The organism is Klebsiella sp. K5-306, assembly GCF_051835185.1.
Taxonomy (GTDB): Bacteria; Pseudomonadota; Gammaproteobacteria; order Enterobacterales; family Enterobacteriaceae; genus Klebsiella; species Klebsiella oxytoca.
Map to the genome: position 1 here is coordinate 44,300 of NZ_JAIFJY010000025.1, position 23,331 is coordinate 67,630.

The following is a 23,331-nucleotide window of genomic DNA, read 5'->3' on the forward strand; positions in this document are numbered from 1 at the left end:
ATTGTCGACGTTGAACACCATTTTTTACGTTTTCATGCCCCATCTGGTTAGCAATGGGTTAGCTCCGGCTTACCGCAGCCGGCAGGCAAAAGTATGTCGCGTATGGTACGGATTCCGACGACGAATACCAGCGCGTTTTACGGCAGCTTTCCATTTTAGCCCTACCCTGACTATACGGATGCAAGTACAACATTGTTGCCACAGGCAAAATTGCCTTTTATTGAGATAACAGCCGTTGCTAAAAGGAATAATGGTGAAATGATAGGCAACAGATAAATATTCTATGGCCACCGCGAAGGCGATCTTCGGGTGGCTTTTATGGAAGAGTAACTAAGTGTGTTGACCGATCAACGCTGACCCGGCCCGTGGAAATGCCCCCCGCCCGGTCCACCACCGGGTCCACCTGGAGGCAAAATACATCCGGACAGAGACAACGCTCCGCAGAACACAAATACGACTAAAATAATTTTTTTCATAATAACTCCTGAACTGGCGAGACCCAATTCCAATATAAAAATGTGAATATTTTAAGGAGATGCCATAGATACTCCTCTGCCGGCGCAGCAAATAGGAGTAATCCGTGGATACTCTGGCTTTAGCGAGCTGCTAGCCGATTGCGCTTAGCAGGCATTGTTGTTATGTGAATGGTCGGAATTAGCAAAGGGGGAGCACAGGGAATCTACTGTCAGGCGAGCAAATAAAAGCCCGCACGGCGGCGGGCAGGATAGGTTTATCGTACGACCAGTACCGAGCATTCCGCATGGCGGACAACGGCGGCGGCGTTAGAACCCAGCAGATAGGTGGTGATATCGGGACGGTGCGAAGAAATGATCACCAGATCGGCGGGAAGGGATTTCGCCATAGCGAGAATTTTATCTTTCGGCGAACCCTCGGAAACGTGTAAATGGACACGGTCTTCCGGAATAGTAAATTTTTTCACAATCTCTTTCAGCCGCGACTCCGATTCGGCTTTGAGGTCGTCCATCGCCGGCAGCTCTGCAGTATAGGCCATTCCCAGCGAAGCGTAATAGGGAAGGGAGGGAATGACGGTCAGGAAATGCACCTCGGCATCATCGATTCTGGCTTCAGCCTCAACGTGCTTGATAACACGGTCAGTTAATTCTGTATCGGAAATATCGATGGGCACAAGAATCATTCTGTTCATATAACCTCCTGTTTAAGTAACCACTTAAAGTGTAGGCCATCCGGACGAATATTGTATATTGAACCCAATCACACTTTCGCTATCAGGCGCGGCGGCGTTCGGTAAATTTGCCTTTAATCACACCGTCGTAAAAACGGCCCTTAGAAACAACCTGGAGAAAATCGCGAAAAATGCGTGGCGGGACGCCGAGATACTGTAGCGTTTGGTTATCGCGGAAACGGATTTCAAGAATGCCAGAGGATTCATCATAGGCGATGGAGTGGATGCGGGATGATTTTACGCAATGATGGTGCATGGCAGGCGTCCTCTACGGCTACGGCAGTTCCTGTCAGTAATATATCATTCATCGGACGATTATTTTAAAGCAATTGATATATTGTTTTGCTTTGAATGCAGCTTCAGAGGCAAGGGAAGAGAGCCCGCCGTTGCCAGCGGGCCCGCAGCTTAGAACTGGTAAACCAGGCCTAAAGCAACCACGTCATCGGTAGAGATGCCATTGTTGGAATAGAAGCTGTCGTCTTCGTCAAGCAGGTTGATTTTGTAATCGACATAGGTAGACATATTGCGGTTGAAGTAATAAGTCGCGCCGATGTCAGCATATTTCACCAGATCTTTGTCGCCATCGGTATTGGTCAGATCTTTGCCTTTAGACATCAGGAAAGAGACCGCCGGGCGCAGGCCGAAGTCGAACTGATACTGAGCAGTCACTTCAAAGTTCTGAGTTTTGTTGGCTACGCCGTTACCGTTGCCGTAAGGCGTCATATTGCGGGTTTCGGAATACATGGTCGCCAGATAGATGTTATTGGCGTCATATTTCAGGCCGGTGGTCCAGGCTTCCGCTTTATCGCCCTGCGCGGTGGTCTGGGTCATCTGATCGTTGGTACGGTCAGAGGAGGTGTAGGCGGCAGCGGCGCTGATACCCATACCGAAATCATAAGAAGTGGATAGACCAAAACCATCGCCGTTAGCGTTACGTACGCTGCGATCGCCATTGTTGGTGCCTTCTCCGCTGCCGGCATTTTCGTTTTTACCCTGGTACTGCAGGGCAAAGTTCAGGCCATTAACCAGACCGAAGAAGTCGGTATTGCGGTAGGTTGCTACGCCGTTGGCGCGGCCGGTCATAAAGTTATCCGCCTGGGTATAAGAGTCGCCGCCGAATTCTGGCAGCATATCGGTCCAGCCTTCTACGTCGTACAGCACGCCGTAGTTACGGCCATAATCGAATGAACCGTAATCAGCGAACTTGAGGCCAGCGAACGCCAGACGGGTCCAGGATTGGTTGTCCGCGCCTTCGGTGTTGTTCGCCTGGACGTTATATTCCCACTGACCGTAGCCAGTCAGCTGATCGTTAATCTGAGTTTCGCCTTTGAAGCCAAGACGGACGTATGACTGATCGCCATCTTTTGATGCATCGTCAGAGAAATAATGCAGACCGTCCACCTTGCCATAGAGGTCCAGTTTATTTCCGTCTTTATTATAAATCTCAGCGGAGTGTGCAGCGCCAGCAGCTAATAATGCCGGGATAACGAGGGCCAGTACTTTTCTTTTCATTTAGACAATCCTTTAACTGTTTTTGTTTTAACTTCCTCCAGGGAAGTAAACTCATGCTAAAGGAGCAGATTGAGATCTGGTAAATATCAATTGTTACGATATAAGTAAAATCTAAAATAAATAATTCGAATGAAATGATGATAATTGTAATGAATGAATTCGCGTAATGCATATAAAATAAAAATTATACATATCGGTATTAATGCCGTATTATCCGCCCGTTATATGCCTTTTATTGTCATCCAAATTTTTATGTTGCCGCCCGTTCCTGAGAATGGTTTTATTGATCGGTAAAATGACAAGCCCGAATTCATATTCGGGCTTTTTTTATGGGCTGAAAAAAACGTCAGCAGATTAGCTTTCGGTAGTCGGTTTTTCTGCCTTACCGGCCAGCTGCGCGAGGAAGTCGTAGCGTTTTTGCAGGTCTGCCGTTGCATCCTTCCACAGTTGTTCCGCGACTTCCGGCTGTTGAGCGTTCAGGCGACGGAAGCGCTGCTCGTTCAACAGTGTCCCAGCCAGGGCATCTGACGGCGGGCGGGAGTCCAGCGCCAGCGGGAGTTTGCCCTCATCGGCACGACGCGGGTCAAAGCGATACAGCGGCCAGAAACCGGTGGCGGTCAGCTGACGCATCTGATCGTGGCTCAGCGCCAAATCGTAACCGTGCTCTTCGCAAGGGCTGTAGGCGATAATCAGCGACGGACCCGGGTAAGCTTCCGCTTCCTGAATGGCTTTTACCGTCTGATTCAGCTGGGCGCCAAGCGAAATCTGCGCCACATAAACATGACCGTACATCATCATGCTCACGCCGAGATCTTTACGCGCCTTGCGCTTGCCGTGCTCGCCAAACTTCGTGACGGCTCCCAGCGGCGTAGCCTTCGATGCCTGACCGCCGGTATTGGAGTAGCACTGGGTATCGAGCACCAGAATATTGACGTTTTCGGTCAGACTCAGCACGTGGTCGAGACCACCGAAGCCAATATCATAGGCCCAGCCGTCGCCGCCAATCAGCCAGATCGATTTTTCCACCAGCGCGTCGGCGTCGGTTAACAGCTCCTTCGCGCCTTCTTCATTTGCCAGTACCTTGCGCAGCTCGGCTATCTGCTCGCGGCGCACCTCAGGCGTTGCTTCTGCGTGCAGCGCATCGTTAAGCTCGGGCGGAAGTTTATCGGCGAACTGCGCCAACAGACGCATGACGCGCTGCCGATGCTGATCGACGGTAAGTCGGAAGCCAAGCCCAAATTCGGCGTTATCCTCAAACAGCGAGTTGGCCCAGGCCGGCCCGCGACCATTGGCATCGGTGGTGTAGGGCGTGGAAGGGAGGTTGCCGCCGTAAATCGATGAACAGCCGGTGGCGTTGGCAATCAGCATTCGATCGCCGTAGAGCTGAGTCAGCAGTTTGATATATGGCGTTTCGCCGCAGCCGGAGCAGGCGCCGGAGTATTCAAACAGCGGGCTGATCAGCTGTGAGGTGCGGATATCGATACGTTCCAGCTTGCTGCGGTCCATTTCCGGCAGGTTGAGGAAGTAGTCATAATTCACTTTCTCTTCTTCAACATGCTCAAGGCGCGACATCATATTGATAGCCTTGATTTCCGGGTTCTGCCTGTCTTTTGCCGGACAAACTTCGACGCAGAGATTACAGCCGGTACAATCTTCAGGCGCGACCTGCAGAACGTATTTCTGACCGCGCATATCGCGGGATTTGACATCAAGGGAATGCAGGCTGTCCGGCGCATTTTCCATTGCCTCCGGGGAGACCACTTTCGCACGGATTGCCGAGTGCGGGCAGGCGGCCACGCAGTGGTTGCACTGGGTGCAAAGCTCTTCCTTCCAAATCGGGATCTCTTCGGCGATGTTGCGTTTTTCCCAGCGGGTAGTGCCCATTGGCCAGGTACCATCCGGCGGCAGAGCGGATACCGGTAGCGCATCGCCGAGCCCGGCCAGCATCGCGGCGGTGACGGTTTTTACGAAATCCGGCGCGGCGTCGGAGACGACCGGTGGGCGATTCGGGCTGTTGCCGTCAACCGGCCGTAGCGGCACTTCCGCGAGCGACTCGCGGGCCATCGCCAGCGCCTGCCAGTTACGCTCCACCAGCTCCTGGCCTTTGCTGCTGTAGCTTTTGGCAATGGCCCCCTGTAGCTCCGCCAGCGCGTTATCGCCCGGCAGGATCCGCGTCAGGTGGAAAAAGGCCATCTGCATAACGGTGTTGATACGCGCCCCCAGGCTGCATTCACGGGCGATTTTTGCCGCGTTGACGATATAAAAACGCGCTTTTTTCTGATTGAGGGTGGCCTGGACTTCTTGTGGCAAACGGGACCAGACTTCATCGGCGCTGTAGGGCGTATTAAGCAGGAAAATACCGCCGGGCTTCAGACGTTCCGCCATCTGATATTTATCGATAAACTGCAGCTGGTGACAGCCGACAAAGTCGGCCTGCGAAATCAGATAAGAAGAACGAATCGGCTTCTCGCTGACGCGCAGATGTGAAACCGTCAGCCCGCCGGCCTTTTTCGAGTCATAGACGAAATAGCCCTGCGAGAACCACGGCGTAGAGTTACCGATAATCTTGATATTGTTTTTCGTAGCCGAGACGCTACCGTCGCTGCCGAGCCCGTAGAAGAGGGCTTCCAGTTTCGCTTCCGAGGGGAGCGTATTTTCGACCAGCGGCAGGGAAAGATTAGTGACGTCATCGTAGATGCCGACGGTAAAGCGCGGCTTGGGTTTAGCGGCGCTCAGCTCCTTGAAGATGGCCAGGACACACTCCGGACCGAACTCTTTTGAAGAGAGGCCATAGCGTCCGCCAATGGTGCGCGGCAGGGTTTCTCGCTCGCCGCGGTTAAAGGCTTCGGCCAGGGCGGTCATGACGTCGAGATAGAGCGGCTCGGCCTGGGACCCCGGTTCTTTGGTGCGGTCCAGCACCGCCACGGCTTGGGTGCTCGGCGGTAAGGCTTCAAGCAGGTGCGCGGCAGAGAAGGGGCGGTAAAGACGAACTTTTAGCACGCCGACTTTTTCACCGCGGCTCAGCAGCTCATCGACCACTTCTTCACAGGTACCGATGGCGGAGCCCATAATGACGATTACGCGCTCAGCCTGCGGATGACCGTAAAACTCAAAGGGTTTGTACTGACGTCCGGTGGCGGCGGCAAAATCATCCATTGCCGTTTCGACACACTCATAGACCGCGTTGTACCACGGATTCGTCGCTTCACGTGACTGGAAATACGTATCCGGATTAGCTGAGGTGCCGCGGATAACCGGATGTTCCGGGTTCAGGGCGCGCTGGCGATGTTCTTCAATTCTATCCTGCGGCAGCAGGCTACGAATGGTATCGTCTGCCAGTGGAGCGATTTTGTTGATTTCGTGCGAGGTACGGAAGCCATCAAAGAAATGAATGAATGGCACGCGACTTTGCAGCGTGGCGATATGTGAAATCAGCGCAAAATCCTGAGCTTCCTGAACGCTGCTGGCGCAGAGCATCGCGCAGCCTGTCTGACGTACGGCCATCACGTCGGAGTGATCGCCGAAGATAGAGAGCGCGTGGGTGGCCACGGTACGGGCGGCGACGTGCAGCACAAACGGCATCAGCTGGCCCGCCAGTTTGTACAGCGTCGGGATCATCAGCAGTAAACCCTGCGATGAAGTAAAAGAGGTTGAGAGCGCACCGGTCTGCAGCGCACCGTGTACGGCGCCGATCGCCCCGGCCTCCGACTGCATCTCGACGACGCGGGGGACATCGCCCCAGACGTTTTTCAGCCCGTTGCCAGCCCAGGCATCCGCCTGCTCCGCCATTGTGGAGCTGGGCGTGATCGGGTAGATGGCGATAACTTCACTGGTGCGAAACGCGACTGAAGCAACCACGCCATTACCGTCAATAGTGATCATATCAATACTCACATTGCTAAATATTTGAAAAAAACTTTTTATGCCCAGTGATGCAATCTGGGCACTCGCTTATCTCTGCTTTAAAACCGCTTTCGGCGCGATCCTGTCGCTGGCTAAAAATGCATCTCTGATCAGCCTGAGCGCGCTCAAAACGCGACCCGCTTCAGTTCGCGCAGGGCGTAGGGTTTGCGATACCGTGTTTAAGTATAGACCCCTGAGCAACAGGCTTTTTTGATCTCCGGTAGCGATAAAATCCATAATTTAGATAAATTAATTCAACTTATTACAGCGTTGTTTGCTTATAAACGACAGCCTACACCAAAATCACAGGCACCATTTTTCCATAAGTAGCAGTGTTGACGGTGGGGGGAGCAAAGCGTTGAGAACGATAATTTCGCGTACATTACCTATAGGTAATTTAATGGCACTTTGCTATATTTTAGATACCTGCTGGTAACTGGTGTTAGACAGATTACGATGGATAAATACGAAATCAGACGTCAGCGCTTGATCTATATCCGTGATAATTTATGCGGCGGTAAAGCTGTTGATGTAGCCCGAACCCTTGGGCGGGAGCCTTCTTACGTTTCCAGGATGCTCTACCCGGAAGGCAAGAAACAAAAGAAAAGGATAGCTGACGAGATGGTCGATCTTATTGAATCTTCTTTCAATTTGCCCCGCGGCTGGATGGACGGCATTAGCGGAAGTATTGATATCGAACGAGAACCGGTGGAAGACACACCTCAGATGCAGTACGTCATTGAGGTTCTGGACGCGCAGGCCAGCGCGGGACCAGGATGTATTGTCTCAAGCGAGGTTGATGAAACGGTCAACAGTATCACCTATGACACTGCCGGCGCGCTGAGGCTTTTTGGTAACCGGCCCGCAGAGCATATCAAGGTGATTACGGTTTCCGGCGATAGCATGTCCGGCACCATCGAGACCGGTGATTACATCTTTGTTGATGTCTCAAAAGATTACTTTGAAGGTGACGGTATCTATGTCTTTTCGTTCAAAGGGGCGGTGTTGGTGAAGCGTCTTCAATTCACGGCGGATGGCCTGCTTGTGCATTCAGATAACCGCAAATATGCCGACTGGACGATCGGCGAAAGCCATGAACAGTATCTGAAAATTATTGGCCGCGTGATCTACAGCCATAGCGTTAAACGGTTTGTTTAACGTTTTACTAGCGTTCAAACCCTCCCTCCGTTCCAGCCTTAAGTATCAAGTCCAGCAGGTAAAATTTCCCGGCAAGTTGTTTAAGCACCGGGTTTACCTGCGCTGGATGCGAGAAATCATGTCCAGAAGCCCTTTTATGCTGGCAATCTGGCGCATCGCCCGCCTGCATCGTTTCCCTCCCGGCAAAACCCTGCCTTGTAACTAAATTTTGAATATTTTCAGAGTGTTATTCTAATTGCACCATAAAATATACCCATAGGTATTTATTTTTAATTAACCCTGAGGTATTCTTTCTTCATCGACTTGAAACACACCGCGCTATCGTCGGTGAAATACAACGATTCGAAAATGAATCTACGTGGCTGAAAAGCCAGCACCATAACGCAATGCGCTTTGGGGTGAAGCCAGCGGGAGAGGATTCATCGCTGACGCACCGTCAAAGCTCATTCAGGAGACCGCAATGTCCCGTAAAACCGCGTTTCATGGTTCCGCTGCCGGTCGTCGCCGTGCGCAGCGCTCGCACTTACAAAATCCACAAGCCCTCAGTTCAGAACGCCTCCACCGGCCTACGCCTTCTCGCGCTCAGATTCAGGCTAAGGGAAAGCACCATACGCCAGCGCGTATCGAGGACGCATTGCCCATTAACTTTGTTGCCCAGGATATTTTTTGGCAGCTTGAGGAATATAAACGGCAAATTGCGCGTGCCACCGTTGTTTATCAGCAAGAATTTTCACACCACTATGCGCAACCTGGGACCTGGCTCTGTCACAGGGCCATCTATGCGCTGGGTTTGCAAAAAAGAAAAAAGATTACGGCAAAGTAAAAGCATTAGCATGATGCTGCTTTCCTTCGCCATTTGTTATGACCATCAGGAATGTCAGTGAAAGAAGGGAGGGTGAATGTCCGATCCTGTTTCCGGTACGTCGGCAATTGTTACTGGAGGATTAATGGCAGCGAGTCTATTTGGCCTGATCGCAGGTATTGATTATGGCGTTGTGTTCGGCGCATTTGCTGGCGCCGTGTTTTATGTGGCGACCGCAGTAAATATTTCACGTTTCAGACTGGCTGCCTATTTTATGACTTCCTTTATTGTCGGCGTATTGGGCGCCGGGTTAATTGGTACGAAGCTGGCAATCTGGACCGGATACAGTGAACGGTCTTTAGACGCGTTAGGCGCCGTACTGCTATCCGCGCTGATTATTAAGATACTCACATTTCTGAATAATCAAGATCTCACCGAATTGTACAAAATACTCACTCGCAACAATAGTGAACGGCCAAATGGAAAATGAACTGCCGGCGCTGATTAACGCAATTGTCTGCGCTTTGATCACTCTGAACTTGATGTTTTATCGCCGCGCGTGCTACCGAAGACATCGGCCATGGATATCATACACGGCATATTTACTGGTACTTACCTATGCCAGCATACCGTTTCGCTATCTTTTTGGCCTGTATGAATCGACCCATTGGTTAGTCGTCAGCGTCAATTTTTTTATACTTATTACCGTATTCCTCGTCAGGGGGAATATCGCGCATTTAATCGATAAATGAGGGATGTATGAATAAAGATGAGATTTTTAACGCCATTTTGGATAAGGAGGGCGGCTATGTAAATCATCCGGACGATCGAGGTGGCCCAACAAATTGGGGGATTACTCAGGCCACTGCCCGCGCGCATGGTTATGATGGACCTATGCAAAAACTGACGCGCCAGCAGGCGCTGGATATTCTCACCGCGGACTACTGGATTGCGCCCCGGTTCGACCATGTTGCTGAGATATCTACCCCGCTTGCTGAAAAACTGTGTGATGCCGGGGTCAATATTGGCACTATTCTGCCGGGTAAGTGGCTTCAGCGATGGCTAAATGCCTTTAATCATCGCGGAGTGCTGTATCCGGACCTCATGGTCGATGGTGCTATCGGCCCCAGAACGATTAACGCCTTAAGCCAGTATCTTATTCGCAGAGGCAGTGAAGGTGAGACGGTACTATTACGAGCATTAAACTGTAGTCAAGGGCAATATTATCTGGAGTTGGCTGAAAGAAACGATGCTAATGAATCCTTTATCTATGGTTGGCTCAGGGTTCGAGTAATGAGTTGACCGGCAATAAAATCTGCTAATCCAAAGCAGAATATCCCCTTTTACAGGAATTACCTTAAAGCACAAAGTTTATACTACAGCAAATGGAGGGTATGCCATGCTAATTTCATTTTTTTAATAGCAGATGAGCCGATAATGTATCGCAACGTTATGATATAACCCAAGGTTAATATGTCGATGATTAATCTATCAAGAAAACCAGATTACTAAATTTTATTAAGGATGAAAATATGCAATTCATAGCACTGCCGTGGGCAACTTTGCAGGCTATCTACAGAGCAAAAAATGGTGAGGTTGTTGAAGGGAAATATGTCCGTGTGGCAGGGAACTTCATTAACCTTTGGGACCCCTCTAATGAAAGTGCCGATCGCGTCAATATTACGCCGGTCTTTCAGATGGTTTTTCGCAATCTTGATGATGGTGTTCTTTATTTTTCCGGGCGTGTGATGTTTTTTGATAAAGCAAAATCAGAGCACGATGCCTATTTCCGTCACCCGTTTGATGATGTCGATTCAAGCGTGATGACACAAGCCTATGCGGTAACCAATACGCAATATCTGGCTGGAACATTCTATTCTGGAGTTGTGCCAAATTAATGACCCTACGCCCGGCTAAATCGGCATAGCCCTTAGCCGGGCATTTTTATTGAATGACAGGAAGAGAAAACAGCTCCGCTGTAGAAGATATGTTTGCAGAATAAAGAATGATATCTTTACGTGCAACGACCCAATCGCATCATGACGATGTGTCACACCCACACTGAGAGATTAATGCGTTCATGCAGACAAACTGCTATCGCGAAAAAATTGCTAAAAAATGTTAACACAACGCATAAATACGTACTTCGCCTCTCGACGCGGCGCGCTGAGCTGCCTATTATTCTTGAGCTTGTTCATTTTAAGATGTATCTGAGGGGAGAGAAGATGCGAGCTGCGTTTTTAGTGGGATGTGCTGCGCTGTTACTGTCGGCGTGTAGTAGTAATGATGAACCTGTTCAGCAGGCAACGGCGGCGCACGTGACGCCAGGGATGCGTGCCGCGATGAGCAGCAGCGGGCAGGCGAACTGCGCCATGGTTGGCGGCTCGTTATCCGTAGCCCGCCAGCTTGATGGCTCCGCTATCGGCATGTGCGCATTACCGAACGGCAAGCGATGCAGCGAGCAGGCGCTGGCAGGCGGAAGCTGCGGTAACTATTAATTCATCAGGTCGGCGAGCTTATACACCAGCGTCTGGTCGGCGGTTGCCAGCGTCAGCTGCGTTTCCGTCAGGTCGACCTGCGCACCGTCGCGCAGCATTTTGCTCAGCGTGGCGTCCAGCGCGCTCAGCTGCGAGTCCGTGCAGAGCATGCGGGTCATCGCCAGCTCTTCAACCTTCAGCTCGCCGTCAGAGACTTTACCCGTGCCGCTAAAGCGGTTGCACATATTGCCTGAAACGTACATATTGCCTGTTATTGGCATCTTTTCGCCAAAGCTCAGCTCCAGCGGCTTATCGGCGGCTTTCAGCGGTTGACCGTTGACGCTGGTCAGCACAAAACGGTGGTGCTGAAGCTGTTCCGCTCTGGTCGACACTTTGCTGTTATAAACGCAGCCCGATAGCAACATTCCCGCCGCCAGCAGCGCAGCAATCTTGTTCATTTAATCTCCATAAATATTTATCACATCAATAAATGAAGGGGATTGTAACTTTATCGCAGGGGATTTCTGTGGGGATTATCTGAATGTGCCCCCCGCGGAAGGGGAGCACAAAAGGGCAAGGAAAATCAGACCAGTGCGTTAGGGCAGGTTTCGCCAGCATCCACCTGACGCAGGTTGTCGAGGGTGGTCTGCGAGATACTGATCAACGCCTCTGCGGTCAAAAACGCCTGGTGACCGGTAAACAGAACGTTGTGGCAGGCGGAAAGACGGCGGAAGACATCGTCCTGAATAACGTCGTTAGACTTATCTTCAAAGAACAGATCGCGTTCGTTCTCATACACGTCCATCCCCAGCGCGCCAATTTTCTGGTGCTTCAGGGCATCGATCGCTGCCTGCGAATCGATAAGCGCGCCGCGACTGGTGTTGATGATCATCACCCCATCTTTCATCCGATCGAACGCGGCATGGTTCAGCAAATGATAGTTCTCATCGGTCAGCGGGCAGTGCAGGGAGATAACATCGGACTCCCGGTATAGCGTTTCCAGATCGACATACTCCACGCCCATATCCAGCGCGGCGGCGCTTGGATAGGGATCAAACGCCAGCAGGCGCATACCGAAACCTTTAAGGATGCGCAGCGCGGCAACGCCAATCTTACCGGTGCCGATAACGCCGGCGGTTTTACCGTGCATAGTGAAGCCGGTCAGCCCCTCAAGGGAGAAGTTAGCATCGCGAGTGCGCTGATAGGCGCGATGAATGCGGCGGTTCAGCGACATCATCATGCCGATTGCGTGCTCAGCGACCGCTTCCGGCGAGTAGGCCGGGACGCGTACTACCCGCAGGCCCAGCTCTTTCGCGGCGTCGAGGTCAACGTTGTTGAACCCGGCGCAGCGCAGCGCGATGTACTTCACGCCGTGGGCTTTCAGTTCTTCAAGTACCGGGCGGCTACCGTCATCGTTAACGAAAATGCATACCGCTTCACAGCCGTTGGCGGTTTTGGCGGTCTTTTCGGTGAGCAGGAAGTCAAAAAATTCCAGTTCAAAGCCGTATGCATCATTGACATGCTGCAGATACTTCTTGTCGTACTGTTTCGTACTGTACACAGCGATTTTCATAAGACTTTTCTCCAGTGATAATACCGTCACGGTAGCATAATTAAAATAATCTTACAATTATTAAAAAATAGTTTAATTACCAGGCTATAGTAATAATTCTAGAGCATATCGCTGAGTTAAGAAATCTCTTTAAAAGACAATACGTTTCACCAAAAATTGAGGCTTAAAGCGCCTGGCGCCAGCAGGATTAACGGCCACAGCAAGCCGGAACTGACGTTGGCCAGCTGGAAACGGCGGAAGGACGTCCCGCTGGCGCCGGTTACCAGCGGCACGGTGGCGCGCAGGGGGGAAAGAAAGCGGCCAAAAAAAACCGCCCATGCGCCGTGGCGGCGCAGGAACAGCTGGCCGCGCGCGAGACGCTCGGCGTTAAGCCAGCGAATACGATACAGATGATGCTGGTAATGACGGCCGGTTAGCCATGACAGCCAGAATCCGCCGATTGCGCCGAAACTGGCACTCATCCACATTAACAAGAAATGCCCGGCGCTGGCCGAAGCCAGAGTGCCGAACAGCAGCAGACCGGAAGTTCCCGGGATCAGCAGCGAGATAACGGCGCAGGATTTGGTGAACGTCAGCAGGAAAACCATCAGTAATACCAATGAATAGTGGCCCTGAGCGTACGCCATTAGCGAGATAATTAAGTCCACAGCAGCATCCGTTTACGTTCCCGGTGGGTGACCAGTGTCGCAGGAGAAAACTAAACCCCGGCTAAATGGCCTGCTGGTGAATCACAGGGCGGCGACTACGCTTAAACGGGATGGGAACTTTAACTCGCAGGTCGAACGTGCCACAATGACGGCCTCTCGGCTTTTACTTATTTCGAATCAGGATATTAGCTGCCCATGAAGGGTAAATATAAAGCCGCCATCGCGCTATTATTAGCACTCGTGCTGCTACCGCTGGCTTTGCTGTTGACGCTCACCCACTGGGTGCCCACGCTGGCTGGCATCTGGCTACCTGCGGGCACCCGAATCTCTCTCAGCGAGAGCCCGCGCCTGACGCGCTCTTCCCTGCGTATTCCGGATTTACGCTACCTGGTAGGCGACTGCGAAATCGCGCGTGTCACTAACGCCGAGCTCTCCCGCCCCAGCCGCTGGCGTTTACATATCACTGAGCTGGATATTAACAGCGCCTGCCTGAATAAATTACCGCACAGCGAAGCCGCGCCGGGGGCGCCGAAAACCCTTGCCGAGTGGCAATCGATGCTGCCATACAGCTGGCTGACGATTGAAAATCTGCGTCTGTCGCCGTGGGAGAAATGGCAAGGGCGTCTGGTGATGTCGTTGACCCCGCAGCAACAGGATATCGGTTACGCCGGAGAAGAGGTCTCTCTCCAGGCGCGCCTGCGCGGCCAGGCGCTGACGGTCAGCGACTTTTCCGCGCGTCTGGTAGAAGGCCAGGCGCCGGTGAAGCTGGTGGGCGAGCTTCAGATGCCGCTGGTGCCGGACGGTTTGCCGGTTGATGGTCATCTGTTTAGCACTTTTGAATTTCCTCAGACACCCGGCCTTGTCGACGCCGAACTGGAGTGGCATGAGAATCGCGGGCAGCTGTTGGTCACGCCGCGTGGTGAAGTGGAGCCGATTCTCGATCTGCCGTGGGAAATCACCCCGGATCGTATCGCTATCAGCGATGGCCGCTGGCACACCGAGTATGCGGGCAATGCGTTAAGCGGTCGCGTTGCGCTTTCGGTGGGTAACTGGCAACAGGGCACCGAACAGATGAAGGTCAGCGGGCGGTTGAACGTGCTTACCCAGGGTCAGGCCGGTAAGGGTAATGCCGTGCTCAATATTGGCCCCGGTAAGCTGAGTATGGACAGTAGCGACATGCCGCTACAGCTGACCGGCGAGGCCAAACTTGGCGATCTGATTTTTTACGCCAGACTGCCCGCGCAGCTGAGCGGTCCGCTTATCGCGCCGGTCCTCAACTTTCATCCTGGGGCGCTGCTGCGTTCGCGCGGGCGGGTCATCGACTCACTGAACATCGATGAAATTCGCTGGCCGCTGGCGGGCGTCACCGTGACGCAGCAGGGCGTGGATGGCCGCCTGCAGGCCATTCTCCGCGCCCATGAGCAGGAGATGGGAGATTTTACCCTGCATCTCGACGGCCAGGCCGACAATTTTATGCCAGACCGCGGCCGCTGGCAGTGGCGCTACTGGGGCGATGGCCATTTTACCCCGATGCAGGCGCGCTGGGACGTTAAAGGCGCGGGTGAATGGGTTGATAGCGCCATCGTGCTCAATAGCCTGTCGACCGGTTTCGATAAGCTGCAGTATGGTTCCATGCTGGTGAGCACGCCGCGTCTCACCCTGGATAAACCGATTCACTGGCTGCGCGATGAGCAGCATCCGCGACTGACCGGCGCGCTGTCGCTGGATGCCGGAAAAACCACCTTCAGCGGCGGCAGCGAACTGCCGCCGTCAACGCTGAAATTTAACGTTGAGGGTCGCGATCCAACCTGGTTCCAGTTCAATGGTTCCCTGCATGCGCAAAAAATTGGCCCCGTCCGCGTCACCGGACGCTGGGACGGCGAGCGCCTGCGCGGGCAGGCGTGGTGGCCGAAACAGTCATTAACCGTTTTCCAGCCGCTGGTGCCGCCGGAATGGAAGATGAACCTGCGCGAAGGTTCACTGTACGCCCAGGTCGCGTTCTCTGCCGCCGCCGGTCAGGGCTTTGAGGCGGGGGGGCACGGGGTGCTCAAAGGCGGCAGCGCCTGGATGCCGGATAACCAGATCAACGGCGTCGATTTCGTGCTGCCGTTCCGCTTTAGCGAAGGCATCTGGCAGCTTGGCACCCGCCATCCGGTTTCGCTGCGCATTGGCGAAGTCGTCAACCAGTTTACGGCGCGCAATCTGACGGCAGATCTTCAGGGAGCCTGGCCCTGGAGCGAAGACGCTCCTTTACAGTTGAGCAACGTCAGCGTCGATATTCTCGGCGGCAAGCTAACCATGCAGCAGCTGCGGATGCCGCAGCACGATCCGGCGCTGCTGCGCCTGCAGAACATCTCCAGCAGCGAATTAATTAGCGCCATTAAAGTGAAGCAGTTCGCCGTTTCCGGCCCGTTCAACGGCGCGCTGCCGCTGTGGCTGGATAACGATAAATGGATCATTAAGGACGGCTGGTTCAGCAATCCGGGGCCGATGACGATGCGCCTGGATAAAGACACCGCTGACGCGCTGGTGGCCGACAACGTCTCCGCCGGGGCGGCCATTAACTGGCTGCGCTATATGGAAGTGGCCACCTCGTGGACGCGGATCAATCTCGATAACCTCGGCGTACTGACGCTGAAGGCGACCATCAGCGGCACCAGTCGGGTAGAGGGCAAAAGCAACACGGTGCACTTAAACTACTCCCATGAAGAGAATATTTTTGACCTGTGGCGCAGCTTGCGTTTCGGCGACAATCTGCAGGCGTGGCTGGAGCAGAACGCCAGACTGCCCGCCCAGCGCTGCCAGGACAGTCATACCTGTAAGGAACAACAATAATGATCAAACTATTCACCGCTTTTCTGGCAACCATGCTGCTGGCGGGCTGTACGCCGCGTATTGAAATTGCGGCGTCGAAAGAGCCGATCACCATCAATATGAACGTCAAAATTGAACATGAGATTCATATCAAAGTGGATAAAGACGTTGAGAATCTGCTGAAAACCCGTAGCGATCTGTTCTGAGGCGATGATGAGAAAACGATGGTTAATCGCGACGCTGGCGCTGGCGTTGTTGAGCACTCAGGCGCTGGCGTTAACCCTAAGCGAAGCGCGGCAGCAGGGGCGAGTCGGCGAAACGCTGAACGGCTATCTTCAACCGCTGCGCCAGGATAAAGAAACCCTGGCGCTGGTTAAACAGATCAACGCCGCCCGCAGCGACAGCTATCAGCAACTGGCGGACGACAACAACCTGCCGGTGGATCAGGTGGCGAAAATGGCCGGGCAGAAGCTCGTCGCCAGGGCGCAGCCTGGCGAGTATGTGCAGGGCCTTAACGGCAAATGGCTGAAAAAATAGCTATCGGCAGCGCTTGCGATACTCCCCCGGCGAGACGCCGAAGCGCTGCTTAAAGGCGGTGGAGAAATGGCTATGATCGCTGAAACCCCAGCTGTAGCCGATCCCCGCCAGCTTTTCATCATCATGGGCGCTTTCCAGCGCGCGGGCGCAGAGATCGAGCCGACGATTCTTGATATATTGCGCCACCACCAGCCCCTTTTCCGCAAACAGGCGGTAAAGACTGCGCACCGACATACCGGTTTCGCTGGCCAGCCACTCCGGGCGCAGATGTTCCGCCTGAATCGACTCATCGATTAACGCCATGATTTTCTGAAACTGTTTATCGCGCCGGGTGGGCTGGGCCTCCTGATGGTGCAGCATGGGGCGCAGCAGGCAAACAATCGCCTCCAGCGCCGCTTTGCTTTCGCTGGCCGATAGCTCGGGGCTGTTCATGCTCTCATGCAGCAGCCGCTGACTGAGCTGGACCATCGGCAGGGTTTTTGCCAGCCGGGTGGCAATGCTGATTTCACTGCCGCGCAGCTGCTGTTCCAGCAGCGACCTTGGCAGCAGCAGGGAAGCCTGACGCGAGGTTTGCTGCCAGATTATTGAACAGGGGCGAGAAGCATCAATCAGGGTGATATCGCCGCTCTCCAGCATCGCCTGGCGACCGTCCTGCTCGATTGTCGCCTGACCTGAGAGCTGGAAGACGGTATAAAACCAGGCGTCGTTATCGCGCTGGATCTCCTGCCGGGTACGGTAGAGGTTGATGCCGCGAGCGGTTACCGTGCTGACTTTCAGGTCGCCCGCATAGCTGGCGTCTATCTCACCGTGAAAATTATCATCCAGCGGGCGAGCGGCGAACTGGCCGCACACCTGATTGATTTTGGCTAACCAATGCTGGTAATCCTGTCCACGATTTGCCGTACTCATCGCGCATCCCTTGTAATGGTAATGTTTATGCATTGTTGCATTTATGATGCCGGAGACAAGGGTAAAAGGCGGAGTATATGAAAGAACTATTACCTGCTGCACATTTTTTGTGCGCGAAATCCCCTTAATTGCGGCGCCTGTCACAGCGGCAAAAGCGAATGTCACAGAGAAAAAAGCGTGAATCGCGCCCCCGGCATAGACTGAAACCACTATCCGCGAACAATAAGGAAGGGGTATGTCCACATCAGAGGTCGCGCTGCTCGCCAGCGTACAGCAGTTTTTAGACAGGCAGCATGGTTTATATCTCGACGGCGCACAGCAGGCGGCAGAGAGTGAAAAGCGCTTAACCGTCTGGAACCCGGCAACCGGCCAGGCTATCGCCAGCACCGCGGACGCCAGTGCCGCCGATGTCGATCGGGCAGTGATGTCTGCCTGGCGCGCCTTCGTTTCCCGCAGCTGGGCAGGGCGAACGCCCGCCGATCGCGAACGTATTCTGCTGCGCTTCGCCGATCTGGTTGAGCAGCATGGCGAAGAGCTGGCGCAGCTGGAGACGCTTGAACAGGGGAAATCGATAAACATTTCCCGTGCCTTCGAAGTGGGCTGTACCCTGAACTGGATGCGCTATACCGCCGGGCTGACCACTAAAATCAGCGGACGGACCCTGGACGTGTCGATTCCCTTCCCGTCGGGTGCGCGCTATCAGGCGTGGACCAAAAAAGAACCGGTGGGGGTTGTCGCCGGGATCGTACCGTGGAACTTCCCGCTGATGATCGGCATGTGGAAAGTGATGCCCGCGCTGGCTGCAGGCTGTTCTATCGTCATTAAGCCGTCGGAAACCACGCCACTGACCCTGCTGCGGGTGGCGGAGCTGGCAACCGAAGCCGGCGTGCCGGACGGCGTCTTTAACGTGGTGACCGGTAGCGGGACCGGGTGCGGTGCGGCGCTGACCTCTCACCCACACGTCGCTAAAGTCAGCTTTACGGGATCAACGGCGACAGGCAAACAAATTGCCCGCGTCGCCGCCGACCGTCTGACCCGGGTCACGCTGGAGCTGGGCGGTAAGAACCCGGCTGTCGTGCTGAAAGATGCCGATCCGCAATGGGTTATTGAGGGACTCATGACCGGTAGCTTTCTCAATCAGGGGCAGGTATGTGCCGCCAGTTCGCGCATTTATATCGAAGCGCCGCTGTTCGATACGCTGGTGAGCGGCTTCGAGCAGGCAGTGAAGTCGCTACAGGTGGGGCCAGGCATGCTGGAGAGCAGCCAGATTAACCCGGTAGTGTCGCAGGCGCATTGCGCCAAAGTGGCGGCCTATCTTGATGAAGCCCGTCAGCAGAAGGCAGAACTGATTAGCGGTAATATAGGGCCAGATGCGCAGGGATACTATATTCCCCCCACGCTGGTGATTAATCCCGACGCCGGGCTGCGCCTCAGCCGGGAAGAGGTTTTCGGCCCGGTGGTAAACCTGGTGCGCGTGGCCGACGGCGAAGAGGCGCTGCGCCTGGCCAACGACAGCGATTTTGGCCTGACCGCCAGCGTCTGGACCCGCGACCTGAGCCAGGCGCTGAGCTATACCGATCGCCTGCAGGCGGGAACGGTGTGGGTTAACAGCCATACGCTGATCGACGCTAACCTGCCGTTCGGCGGCATGAAGCAGTCCGGCACCGGCCGTGATTTCGGTCCCGACTGGCTGGACGACTGGTGCGAAACGAAGTCGGTCTGCGTGCGCTATTAGCGGCCTGTCTTCCCCCGGTGGCGGCTGGCGCCCTACCGGGGTTACAGGCGTGCAGTTTGTGAATTCTGCTGCTATGCCTGTGAAAAACCTCGCTGCCCAATACTTTTTTAGTTCGGTACCTGTTGATGTCACTCAGAGCGTTAGGGTGGCTAATGCAGCAGGTATTCAGTGATTGCAAAGCGGTTGTCTAACACATAATGTAAATATATTGTGATAATAAAAGTTGCATGGTTCAGGTCTTATGAATATCAAAGTTGCAAACACTGGAAACGCAGAGGAATGCTGGGCGCTAAGGAATCAAGCCATTCGGTTTGGATGTAAGGGCAGTTATAGTGATGAGGTTATCAGCGCCTGGACGTCAGATTTGATGCCGGATGGATTTCGTGAATTAATGACCAAAGAATTTTTTTTCATCGGGCAAGATGATGAAGGAAAGATCATCGCTACCGCACTCCTTGACGTGGCCACCAACACTCTGAAAGCCTTCTACGTTCTCCCCGAGCTCCAGGGGAAAGGCATCGGGACCAGATTTCTCTCTGCACTCCTGGATGAGGCGAGGAAGTCAGGAATGAAATGTCTGGAGTTATCATCTACGCCAAATGCTCGTTTTTTTTATGCCAGCCGGGGTTTTGTTTTAATCGGCGAAAAAGCGTATACATCCTCTGTCACGGGGACAGACCTACTCTGTTTTGATATGAAAATGGTGCTTTAACGAATTTAAAATTTTCTAAGGTATCATGGCAACGCTGGCAGTAAACCCCGCCGCTAGTTCAATCCCTTCCGGTACCTTTGCTAAGTGAATACGCACAGCCCCTCGCTTTGCAGGCCGCACCGAGATAAAGCCGGGATTGACATCCCGCAGCCCCAGCCGCCCGTTTCTTCATAGGCATCATCGCTGCGTCTCCGCGCTGCCGATGCTGCGTCGCCATGCGCCGGGCGCCTGGCCGAACTGACGCTTGAAGCTGCGGTTGAAGGACTGCTGGGAGTCAAAGCCGAGGGCGATCGCCACGTTCAAAATCGGTTCATCGCTGTGGGCTAAGCGCTCGACCGATTTTTGCAGCTTTTGCGCGCGAATATACTCGCCGAGAGGATAACCGGTATGCTCTTTGAATATCCGCTGCAGGTGCCATTTCGAATAACCGGCTCGCCTGGCGACGGTCTCAATATCCAGGCGGCTATCGAGATTGTTGTCGATCCAGTCGAGTAAATCGTGAATGAATGCGCCAGTGTTCATCCGGTTCCCCCCGCACAGCTTAGCAAAAAGTATTTGTGTTTGTTGCATTTAAAAATGGATCGCTTTTAGACTAATTGCAAGTTTTATTGTTGCATTTAAAACCCTGGCAGCATTGCACCTTTTCTCTGCGCCGGGAATAGCACATAAAGTGCAACAATTATTCTTGCACTAAATTTAGCGCCTTCCTACAATCGCCGCGAATAGTGTATTCGCAACTGTTACATTTTTGTGGCGATGACCGACACAAATAGCCTAAAGCCTGTCCGGACAAAGGAAGTGGCGCGGCGTCTCCCGCTGCGTCTTGCCCGGCGGCTACCCATACCGGAATAAAAATAATGAGCCTGCAAAAAAACTGGGGTAACGTTCATCTGGCTGCGCTGGGCGCGATGCTCCTCTCCGCGCTCCTTGTCGGGTGTGATGAGGGGGCCGCGCAAAACGCCGCGCCGCAAGCGCCTGTGGTGAGCGCCGCTGACGTGGTTGTGAAATCCATTAGCCAGTGGGACAGCTTTAACGGGCGGATTGAAGCGGTGGAAAGCGTCCAGCTTCGCCCCCGCGTTTCCGGCTACATTGATAAAGTGAACTACGTCGATGGCCAGGAAGTGAAAAAGGGGGAGGTGCTGTTCACCATTGATGACCGTACCTATCGCGCCGCGCTGGAGCAAGCGCAGGCGACGCTGGCGAGAGCCAAAACGCAGGCTAGCCTGGCGCGAAGCGAGGCTAACCGCACCGATAAATTAATCAATACCAACCTGGTCTCCCGCGAAGAGTGGGAGCAGCGCCGTGCGGCGGCCACCCAGGCGCAGGCTGATATTCGCGCGGCGCAGGCGGCGGTTGACGCCGCGCAGCTTAATCTGGACTTTACTAAAGTGACCGCGCCTATCGATGGCCGCGCCAGCCGCGCGTTGATCACCAGCGGGAACCTGGTCACCGCCGGCGACAGCGCCAGCGTACTTACCACGCTGGTATCGCAGAAGACGGTTTACGTCTACTTTGACGTGGATGAGTCCACTTACCTTCACTATCAACATCTCGCCCGCAGCGGGCAGGGCGCGTCCAGTAATCATCTGGCGCTACCGGTAGAAATTGGCCTGGTTGGCGAAGAGGGATATCCCCATCAGGGCAAAGTGGATTTTCTGGATAATCAGTTAACGCCGAGCACCGGCACGATCCGTATGCGTGCGCTGCTGGATAATGCCCAGCGTCAGTTCACGCCTGGACTGTTTGCCCGCGTCCGCCTGCCGGGCAGCGCGGAATTTAACGCCACGCTAATCGACGATAAAGCGGTGCTGACCGATCAGGATCGCAAATATGTTTATGTGGTTGATAAAGATGGGAAAGCGCAGCGTCGCGACATCACGCCGGGACGCCTGGCCGCCGGTTTACGCATCGTGCAGAAAGGCCTGAATCCGGGCGATAGAGTCATCGTCGATGGGTTACAAAAAGTGTTTATGCCGGGGATGCCGGTTAACGCGAAAACCGTCGCCATGACCACCCGCGCCGCCCTTAACTGATCCCCTATCTGAGAATCCGACCCATGGACCTTTCCCGCTTTTTTATCGACAGGCCGATCTTCGCCGCGGTACTGTCGATTCTGATTTTTATCACCGGATTAATCGCCATTCCGCTGCTGCCGATCAGCGAATATCCTGACGTCGTACCGCCCAGCGTGCAGGTGCGCGCGGAGTATCCCGGCGCCAACCCGAAAGTGATTGCTGAGACCGTGGCGACGCCGCTGGAAGAGGCGATCAACGGCGTTGAAAACATGATGTACATGAAATCCGTCGCCGGCTCTGACGGCGTACTGGTGACTACCGTTACCTTCCGCCCGGGTACCGATCCCGATCAGGCGCAGGTTCAGGTGCAAAACCGGGTCTCGCAGGCCGAGGCTCGTCTGCCGGAAGATGTGCGGCGTTTAGGCATCACCACGCAGAAACAGTCGCCGACTCTGACGCTGGTTGTGCATCTGTTTTCGCCCGGTGGTAAATACGATTCCCTGTATATGCGCAACTATGCCACGCTAAAAGTGAAGGATGAGCTGGCGCGACTGCCCGGCGTCGGGCAGATTCAGATTTTTGGCTCGGGCGAATACGCAATGCGCGTCTGGCTCGATCCCGACAAGGTAGCGGCGCGCGGGTTGACCGCCTCGGATGTGGTGACGGCGATGCAGGAGCAAAACGTCCAGGTTTCCGCCGGGCAATTGGGCGCCGAGCCGCTGCCGCAAGAGAGCGACTTCTTGATCTCCATTAACGCCCAAGGGCGCCTGCATACCGAAGAAGAATTTGGCAATATTATCCTGAAAACGGCGCAGGACGGCTCGCTGGTCCGCCTGCGCGATGTGGCGCGTATTGAAATGGGTTCCGGTAGCTATGCGCTGCGCTCCCAGCTGAATAATAAAGACGCGGTTGGGATTGGTATCTTCCAGTCTCCGGGGGCCAACGCTATCGATCTGTCCAACGCGGTGCGCGCTAAAATGGACGAGCTGGCGAAGCGTTTTCCGCAGGATATGCAATGGGCGGCTCCTTACGATCCGACGGTTTTCGTTCGCGATTCCATTCGCGCGGTCGTGCAAACGCTGCTGGAAGCGGTGGTGCTGGTCGTGCTGGTGGTGATCCTGTTCCTGCAAACCTGGCGCGCGTCGATTATTCCGCTGATCGCGGTGCCGGTCTCGGTAGTGGGGACGTTCAGCATCCTCTACCTGTTAGGGAAGGTGCGAATAAGCAGGTCATTTCTTCCCAAGCTGACTCGCTGATTAAAATTTCGCGGATCTGGGCCGATTTTTTTCCCGCAAACACATCGAATTAGCCTATTTAGGCTATTTTTTCCACC

At 54.1% G+C, this 23,331-nt stretch carries 22 protein-coding genes and 2 pseudogenes; 14 read left to right on the forward strand and 10 right to left on the reverse strand.

Annotated features, from left to right (window positions below; translation table 11 throughout):
• Positions 1-72 precede the first annotated feature (72 nt).
• From K2184_RS26415 to nifJ, 5 genes and pseudogenes are all read right to left on the reverse strand, one after another.
• Positions 73-165: pseudogene (locus tag K2184_RS26415) on the reverse strand (hypothetical protein); the annotation flags it as partial.
• 565 nt (positions 166-730) lie between these two features.
• Complete coding sequence (gene uspF, locus K2184_RS26420; protein WP_004101601.1) at positions 731-1,165, reverse strand: universal stress protein UspF; 435 nt, start codon at positions 1,163-1,165, stop codon at positions 731-733.
• A gap of 82 nt (positions 1,166-1,247) precedes the next feature.
• Positions 1,248-1,460 (reverse strand): KTSC domain-containing protein, encoded by a 213-nt coding sequence (locus K2184_RS26425; protein ID WP_004112591.1) that lies wholly within the window; start codon positions 1,458-1,460, stop codon positions 1,248-1,250.
• 149 nt (positions 1,461-1,609) lie between these two features.
• Positions 1,610-2,716: a porin OmpC gene (gene ompC, locus K2184_RS26430; RefSeq protein ID WP_004101605.1), complete on the reverse strand. Its 1,107-nt coding sequence runs from the start codon at positions 2,714-2,716 to the stop codon at positions 1,610-1,612.
• A 354-nt stretch (positions 2,717-3,070) separates the two neighbouring features.
• Complete coding sequence (gene nifJ / locus K2184_RS26435) at positions 3,071-6,598, reverse strand: pyruvate:ferredoxin (flavodoxin) oxidoreductase (protein WP_163525760.1); 3,528 nt, start codon at positions 6,596-6,598, stop codon at positions 3,071-3,073.
• Between the two features lie 477 nt (positions 6,599-7,075).
• On the opposite strand from nifJ, the gene K2184_RS26440 reads away from it, so the two are divergent.
• The 7 genes from K2184_RS26440 (at position 7,076) to K2184_RS26470 (ending at position 11,077) form a co-directional block, all read left to right on the forward strand.
• Positions 7,076-7,777: a S24 family peptidase gene (locus K2184_RS26440; protein ID WP_004101609.1), complete on the forward strand. Its 702-nt coding sequence runs from the start codon at positions 7,076-7,078 to the stop codon at positions 7,775-7,777.
• 460 nt (positions 7,778-8,237) lie between these two features.
• On the forward strand, positions 8,238-8,600 hold the full coding sequence (locus K2184_RS26445; protein ID WP_049594054.1) for a hypothetical protein: 363 nt from the start codon (positions 8,238-8,240) through the stop codon (positions 8,598-8,600).
• 76 nt (positions 8,601-8,676) lie between these two features.
• Positions 8,677-9,069 (forward strand): phage holin family protein, encoded by a 393-nt coding sequence (locus tag K2184_RS26450; RefSeq protein WP_004101612.1) that lies wholly within the window; start codon positions 8,677-8,679, stop codon positions 9,067-9,069.
• A complete protein-coding gene (locus tag K2184_RS26455; protein WP_004101614.1) occupies positions 9,059-9,331 on the forward strand; it encodes a phage holin family protein in 273 nt (90 codons plus the stop codon). The genes K2184_RS26450 and K2184_RS26455 overlap by 11 nt, the downstream gene beginning before the upstream one ends.
• A gap of 7 nt (positions 9,332-9,338) precedes the next feature.
• Complete coding sequence (locus K2184_RS26460) at positions 9,339-9,881, forward strand: glycoside hydrolase family 108 protein (RefSeq protein ID WP_064351530.1); 543 nt, start codon at positions 9,339-9,341, stop codon at positions 9,879-9,881.
• A gap of 230 nt (positions 9,882-10,111) precedes the next feature.
• Entirely contained in the window at positions 10,112-10,477 is a 366-nt protein-coding gene (locus K2184_RS26465; RefSeq protein ID WP_004101619.1) for a hypothetical protein, read from the forward strand.
• 327 nt (positions 10,478-10,804) lie between these two features.
• Positions 10,805-11,077: a putative hemolysin gene (locus tag K2184_RS26470; protein ID WP_029496829.1), complete on the forward strand. Its 273-nt coding sequence runs from the start codon at positions 10,805-10,807 to the stop codon at positions 11,075-11,077.
• Here the strand turns inward: K2184_RS26470 and hslJ are convergent.
• The 3 genes from hslJ to K2184_RS26485 form a co-directional block, all read right to left on the reverse strand.
• Positions 11,074-11,514: a heat shock protein HslJ gene (hslJ, locus tag K2184_RS26475; RefSeq protein WP_004101623.1), complete on the reverse strand. Its 441-nt coding sequence runs from the start codon at positions 11,512-11,514 to the stop codon at positions 11,074-11,076. The genes K2184_RS26470 and hslJ overlap by 4 nt on opposite strands.
• Before the next feature lie 125 nt (positions 11,515-11,639).
• Positions 11,640-12,629: a 2-hydroxyacid dehydrogenase gene (locus tag K2184_RS26480; RefSeq protein WP_004112629.1), complete on the reverse strand. Its 990-nt coding sequence runs from the start codon at positions 12,627-12,629 to the stop codon at positions 11,640-11,642.
• Positions 12,630-12,775: 146 nt separating this feature from the next.
• Complete coding sequence (locus K2184_RS26485; RefSeq protein ID WP_004101627.1) at positions 12,776-13,276, reverse strand: DedA family protein; 501 nt, start codon at positions 13,274-13,276, stop codon at positions 12,776-12,778.
• A gap of 195 nt (positions 13,277-13,471) precedes the next feature.
• Between K2184_RS26485 and K2184_RS26490 the strand changes: the two genes are divergently transcribed.
• From K2184_RS26490 to K2184_RS26500, 3 genes are read left to right on the forward strand one after another with little or no spacing between them, the layout of a single operon-like run.
• Entirely contained in the window at positions 13,472-16,111 is a 2,640-nt protein-coding gene (locus tag K2184_RS26490) for a YdbH family protein (RefSeq protein WP_163525759.1), read from the forward strand.
• Positions 16,111-16,296: a YnbE family lipoprotein gene (locus K2184_RS26495; RefSeq protein ID WP_004101631.1), complete on the forward strand. Its 186-nt coding sequence runs from the start codon at positions 16,111-16,113 to the stop codon at positions 16,294-16,296. The genes K2184_RS26490 and K2184_RS26495 overlap by 1 nt, the downstream gene beginning before the upstream one ends.
• Positions 16,297-16,303: 7 nt before the next feature.
• Entirely contained in the window at positions 16,304-16,627 is a 324-nt protein-coding gene (locus K2184_RS26500; protein WP_004112635.1) for a YdbL family protein, read from the forward strand.
• Here K2184_RS26500 and feaR read toward each other — a convergent pair whose 3' ends face one another.
• On the reverse strand, positions 16,628-17,536 hold the full coding sequence (gene feaR / locus K2184_RS26505) for a transcriptional regulator FeaR (protein WP_017146000.1): 909 nt from the start codon (positions 17,534-17,536) through the stop codon (positions 16,628-16,630).
• Positions 17,537-17,771: 235 nt separating this feature from the next.
• Between feaR and K2184_RS26510 the strand changes: the two genes are divergently transcribed.
• A complete protein-coding gene (locus tag K2184_RS26510; RefSeq protein WP_064373507.1) occupies positions 17,772-19,271 on the forward strand; it encodes an aldehyde dehydrogenase family protein in 1,500 nt (499 codons plus the stop codon).
• A 241-nt stretch (positions 19,272-19,512) separates the two neighbouring features.
• Positions 19,513-19,983, forward strand: a complete 471-nt coding sequence (locus K2184_RS26515; protein ID WP_163525758.1) for a GNAT family N-acetyltransferase — start codon at positions 19,513-19,515, stop codon at positions 19,981-19,983.
• 177 nt (positions 19,984-20,160) lie between these two features.
• On the opposite strand, the gene K2184_RS26520 is transcribed toward K2184_RS26515, so the two are convergent.
• On the reverse strand, positions 20,161-20,505 hold the full coding sequence (locus tag K2184_RS26520) for a helix-turn-helix domain-containing protein (protein WP_004112641.1): 345 nt from the start codon (positions 20,503-20,505) through the stop codon (positions 20,161-20,163).
• Between the two features lie 335 nt (positions 20,506-20,840).
• Between K2184_RS26520 and K2184_RS26525 the strand changes: the two genes are divergently transcribed.
• Both K2184_RS26525 and K2184_RS26530 read left to right on the forward strand, forming a co-directional pair.
• On the forward strand, positions 20,841-22,016 hold the full coding sequence (locus K2184_RS26525) for an efflux RND transporter periplasmic adaptor subunit (protein WP_016807891.1): 1,176 nt from the start codon (positions 20,841-20,843) through the stop codon (positions 22,014-22,016).
• Between the two features lie 23 nt (positions 22,017-22,039).
• A pseudogene (locus K2184_RS26530) lies at positions 22,040-23,209 on the forward strand (efflux RND transporter permease subunit); the annotation flags it as partial.
• Between the last annotated feature and the right edge of the window lie 122 nt (positions 23,210-23,331).

Bases quoted from the DNA above. Each gene is read 5' to 3' on its own strand.
- K2184_RS26455 (WP_004101614.1), top strand. From the start codon at position 9,059: ATGGAAAATGAACTGCCGGCGCTGATTAACGCAATTGTCTGCGCTTTG.
- K2184_RS26470 (WP_029496829.1), top strand. From the start codon at position 10,805: ATGCGAGCTGCGTTTTTAGTGGGATGTGCTGCGCTGTTACTGTCGGCG.
- K2184_RS26520 (WP_004112641.1), bottom strand. From the start codon at position 20,505: ATGAACACTGGCGCATTCATTCACGATTTACTCGACTGGATCGACAAC.
- K2184_RS26460 (WP_064351530.1), top strand. From the start codon at position 9,339: ATGAATAAAGATGAGATTTTTAACGCCATTTTGGATAAGGAGGGCGGC.
- K2184_RS26465 (WP_004101619.1), top strand. From the start codon at position 10,112: ATGCAATTCATAGCACTGCCGTGGGCAACTTTGCAGGCTATCTACAGA.
- K2184_RS26450 (WP_004101612.1), top strand. From the start codon at position 8,677: ATGTCCGATCCTGTTTCCGGTACGTCGGCAATTGTTACTGGAGGATTA.
- K2184_RS26515 (WP_163525758.1), top strand. From the start codon at position 19,513: ATGAATATCAAAGTTGCAAACACTGGAAACGCAGAGGAATGCTGGGCG.
- uspF (WP_004101601.1), bottom strand. From the start codon at position 1,165: ATGAACAGAATGATTCTTGTGCCCATCGATATTTCCGATACAGAATTA.
- K2184_RS26445 (WP_049594054.1), top strand. From the start codon at position 8,238: ATGTCCCGTAAAACCGCGTTTCATGGTTCCGCTGCCGGTCGTCGCCGT.
- K2184_RS26525 (WP_016807891.1), top strand. From the start codon at position 20,841: ATGAGCCTGCAAAAAAACTGGGGTAACGTTCATCTGGCTGCGCTGGGC.
- K2184_RS26495 (WP_004101631.1), top strand. From the start codon at position 16,111: ATGATCAAACTATTCACCGCTTTTCTGGCAACCATGCTGCTGGCGGGC.
- K2184_RS26480 (WP_004112629.1), bottom strand. From the start codon at position 12,629: ATGAAAATCGCTGTGTACAGTACGAAACAGTACGACAAGAAGTATCTG.
- K2184_RS26490 (WP_163525759.1), top strand. From the start codon at position 13,472: ATGAAGGGTAAATATAAAGCCGCCATCGCGCTATTATTAGCACTCGTG.
- nifJ (WP_163525760.1), bottom strand. From the start codon at position 6,598: ATGATCACTATTGACGGTAATGGCGTGGTTGCTTCAGTCGCGTTTCGC.
- K2184_RS26440 (WP_004101609.1), top strand. From the start codon at position 7,076: ATGGATAAATACGAAATCAGACGTCAGCGCTTGATCTATATCCGTGAT.
- hslJ (WP_004101623.1), bottom strand. From the start codon at position 11,514: ATGAACAAGATTGCTGCGCTGCTGGCGGCGGGAATGTTGCTATCGGGC.
- K2184_RS26425 (WP_004112591.1), bottom strand. From the start codon at position 1,460: ATGCACCATCATTGCGTAAAATCATCCCGCATCCACTCCATCGCCTAT.
- K2184_RS26500 (WP_004112635.1), top strand. From the start codon at position 16,304: ATGAGAAAACGATGGTTAATCGCGACGCTGGCGCTGGCGTTGTTGAGC.
- K2184_RS26510 (WP_064373507.1), top strand. From the start codon at position 17,772: ATGTCCACATCAGAGGTCGCGCTGCTCGCCAGCGTACAGCAGTTTTTA.
- feaR (WP_017146000.1), bottom strand. From the start codon at position 17,536: ATGAGTACGGCAAATCGTGGACAGGATTACCAGCATTGGTTAGCCAAA.
- ompC (WP_004101605.1), bottom strand. From the start codon at position 2,716: ATGAAAAGAAAAGTACTGGCCCTCGTTATCCCGGCATTATTAGCTGCT.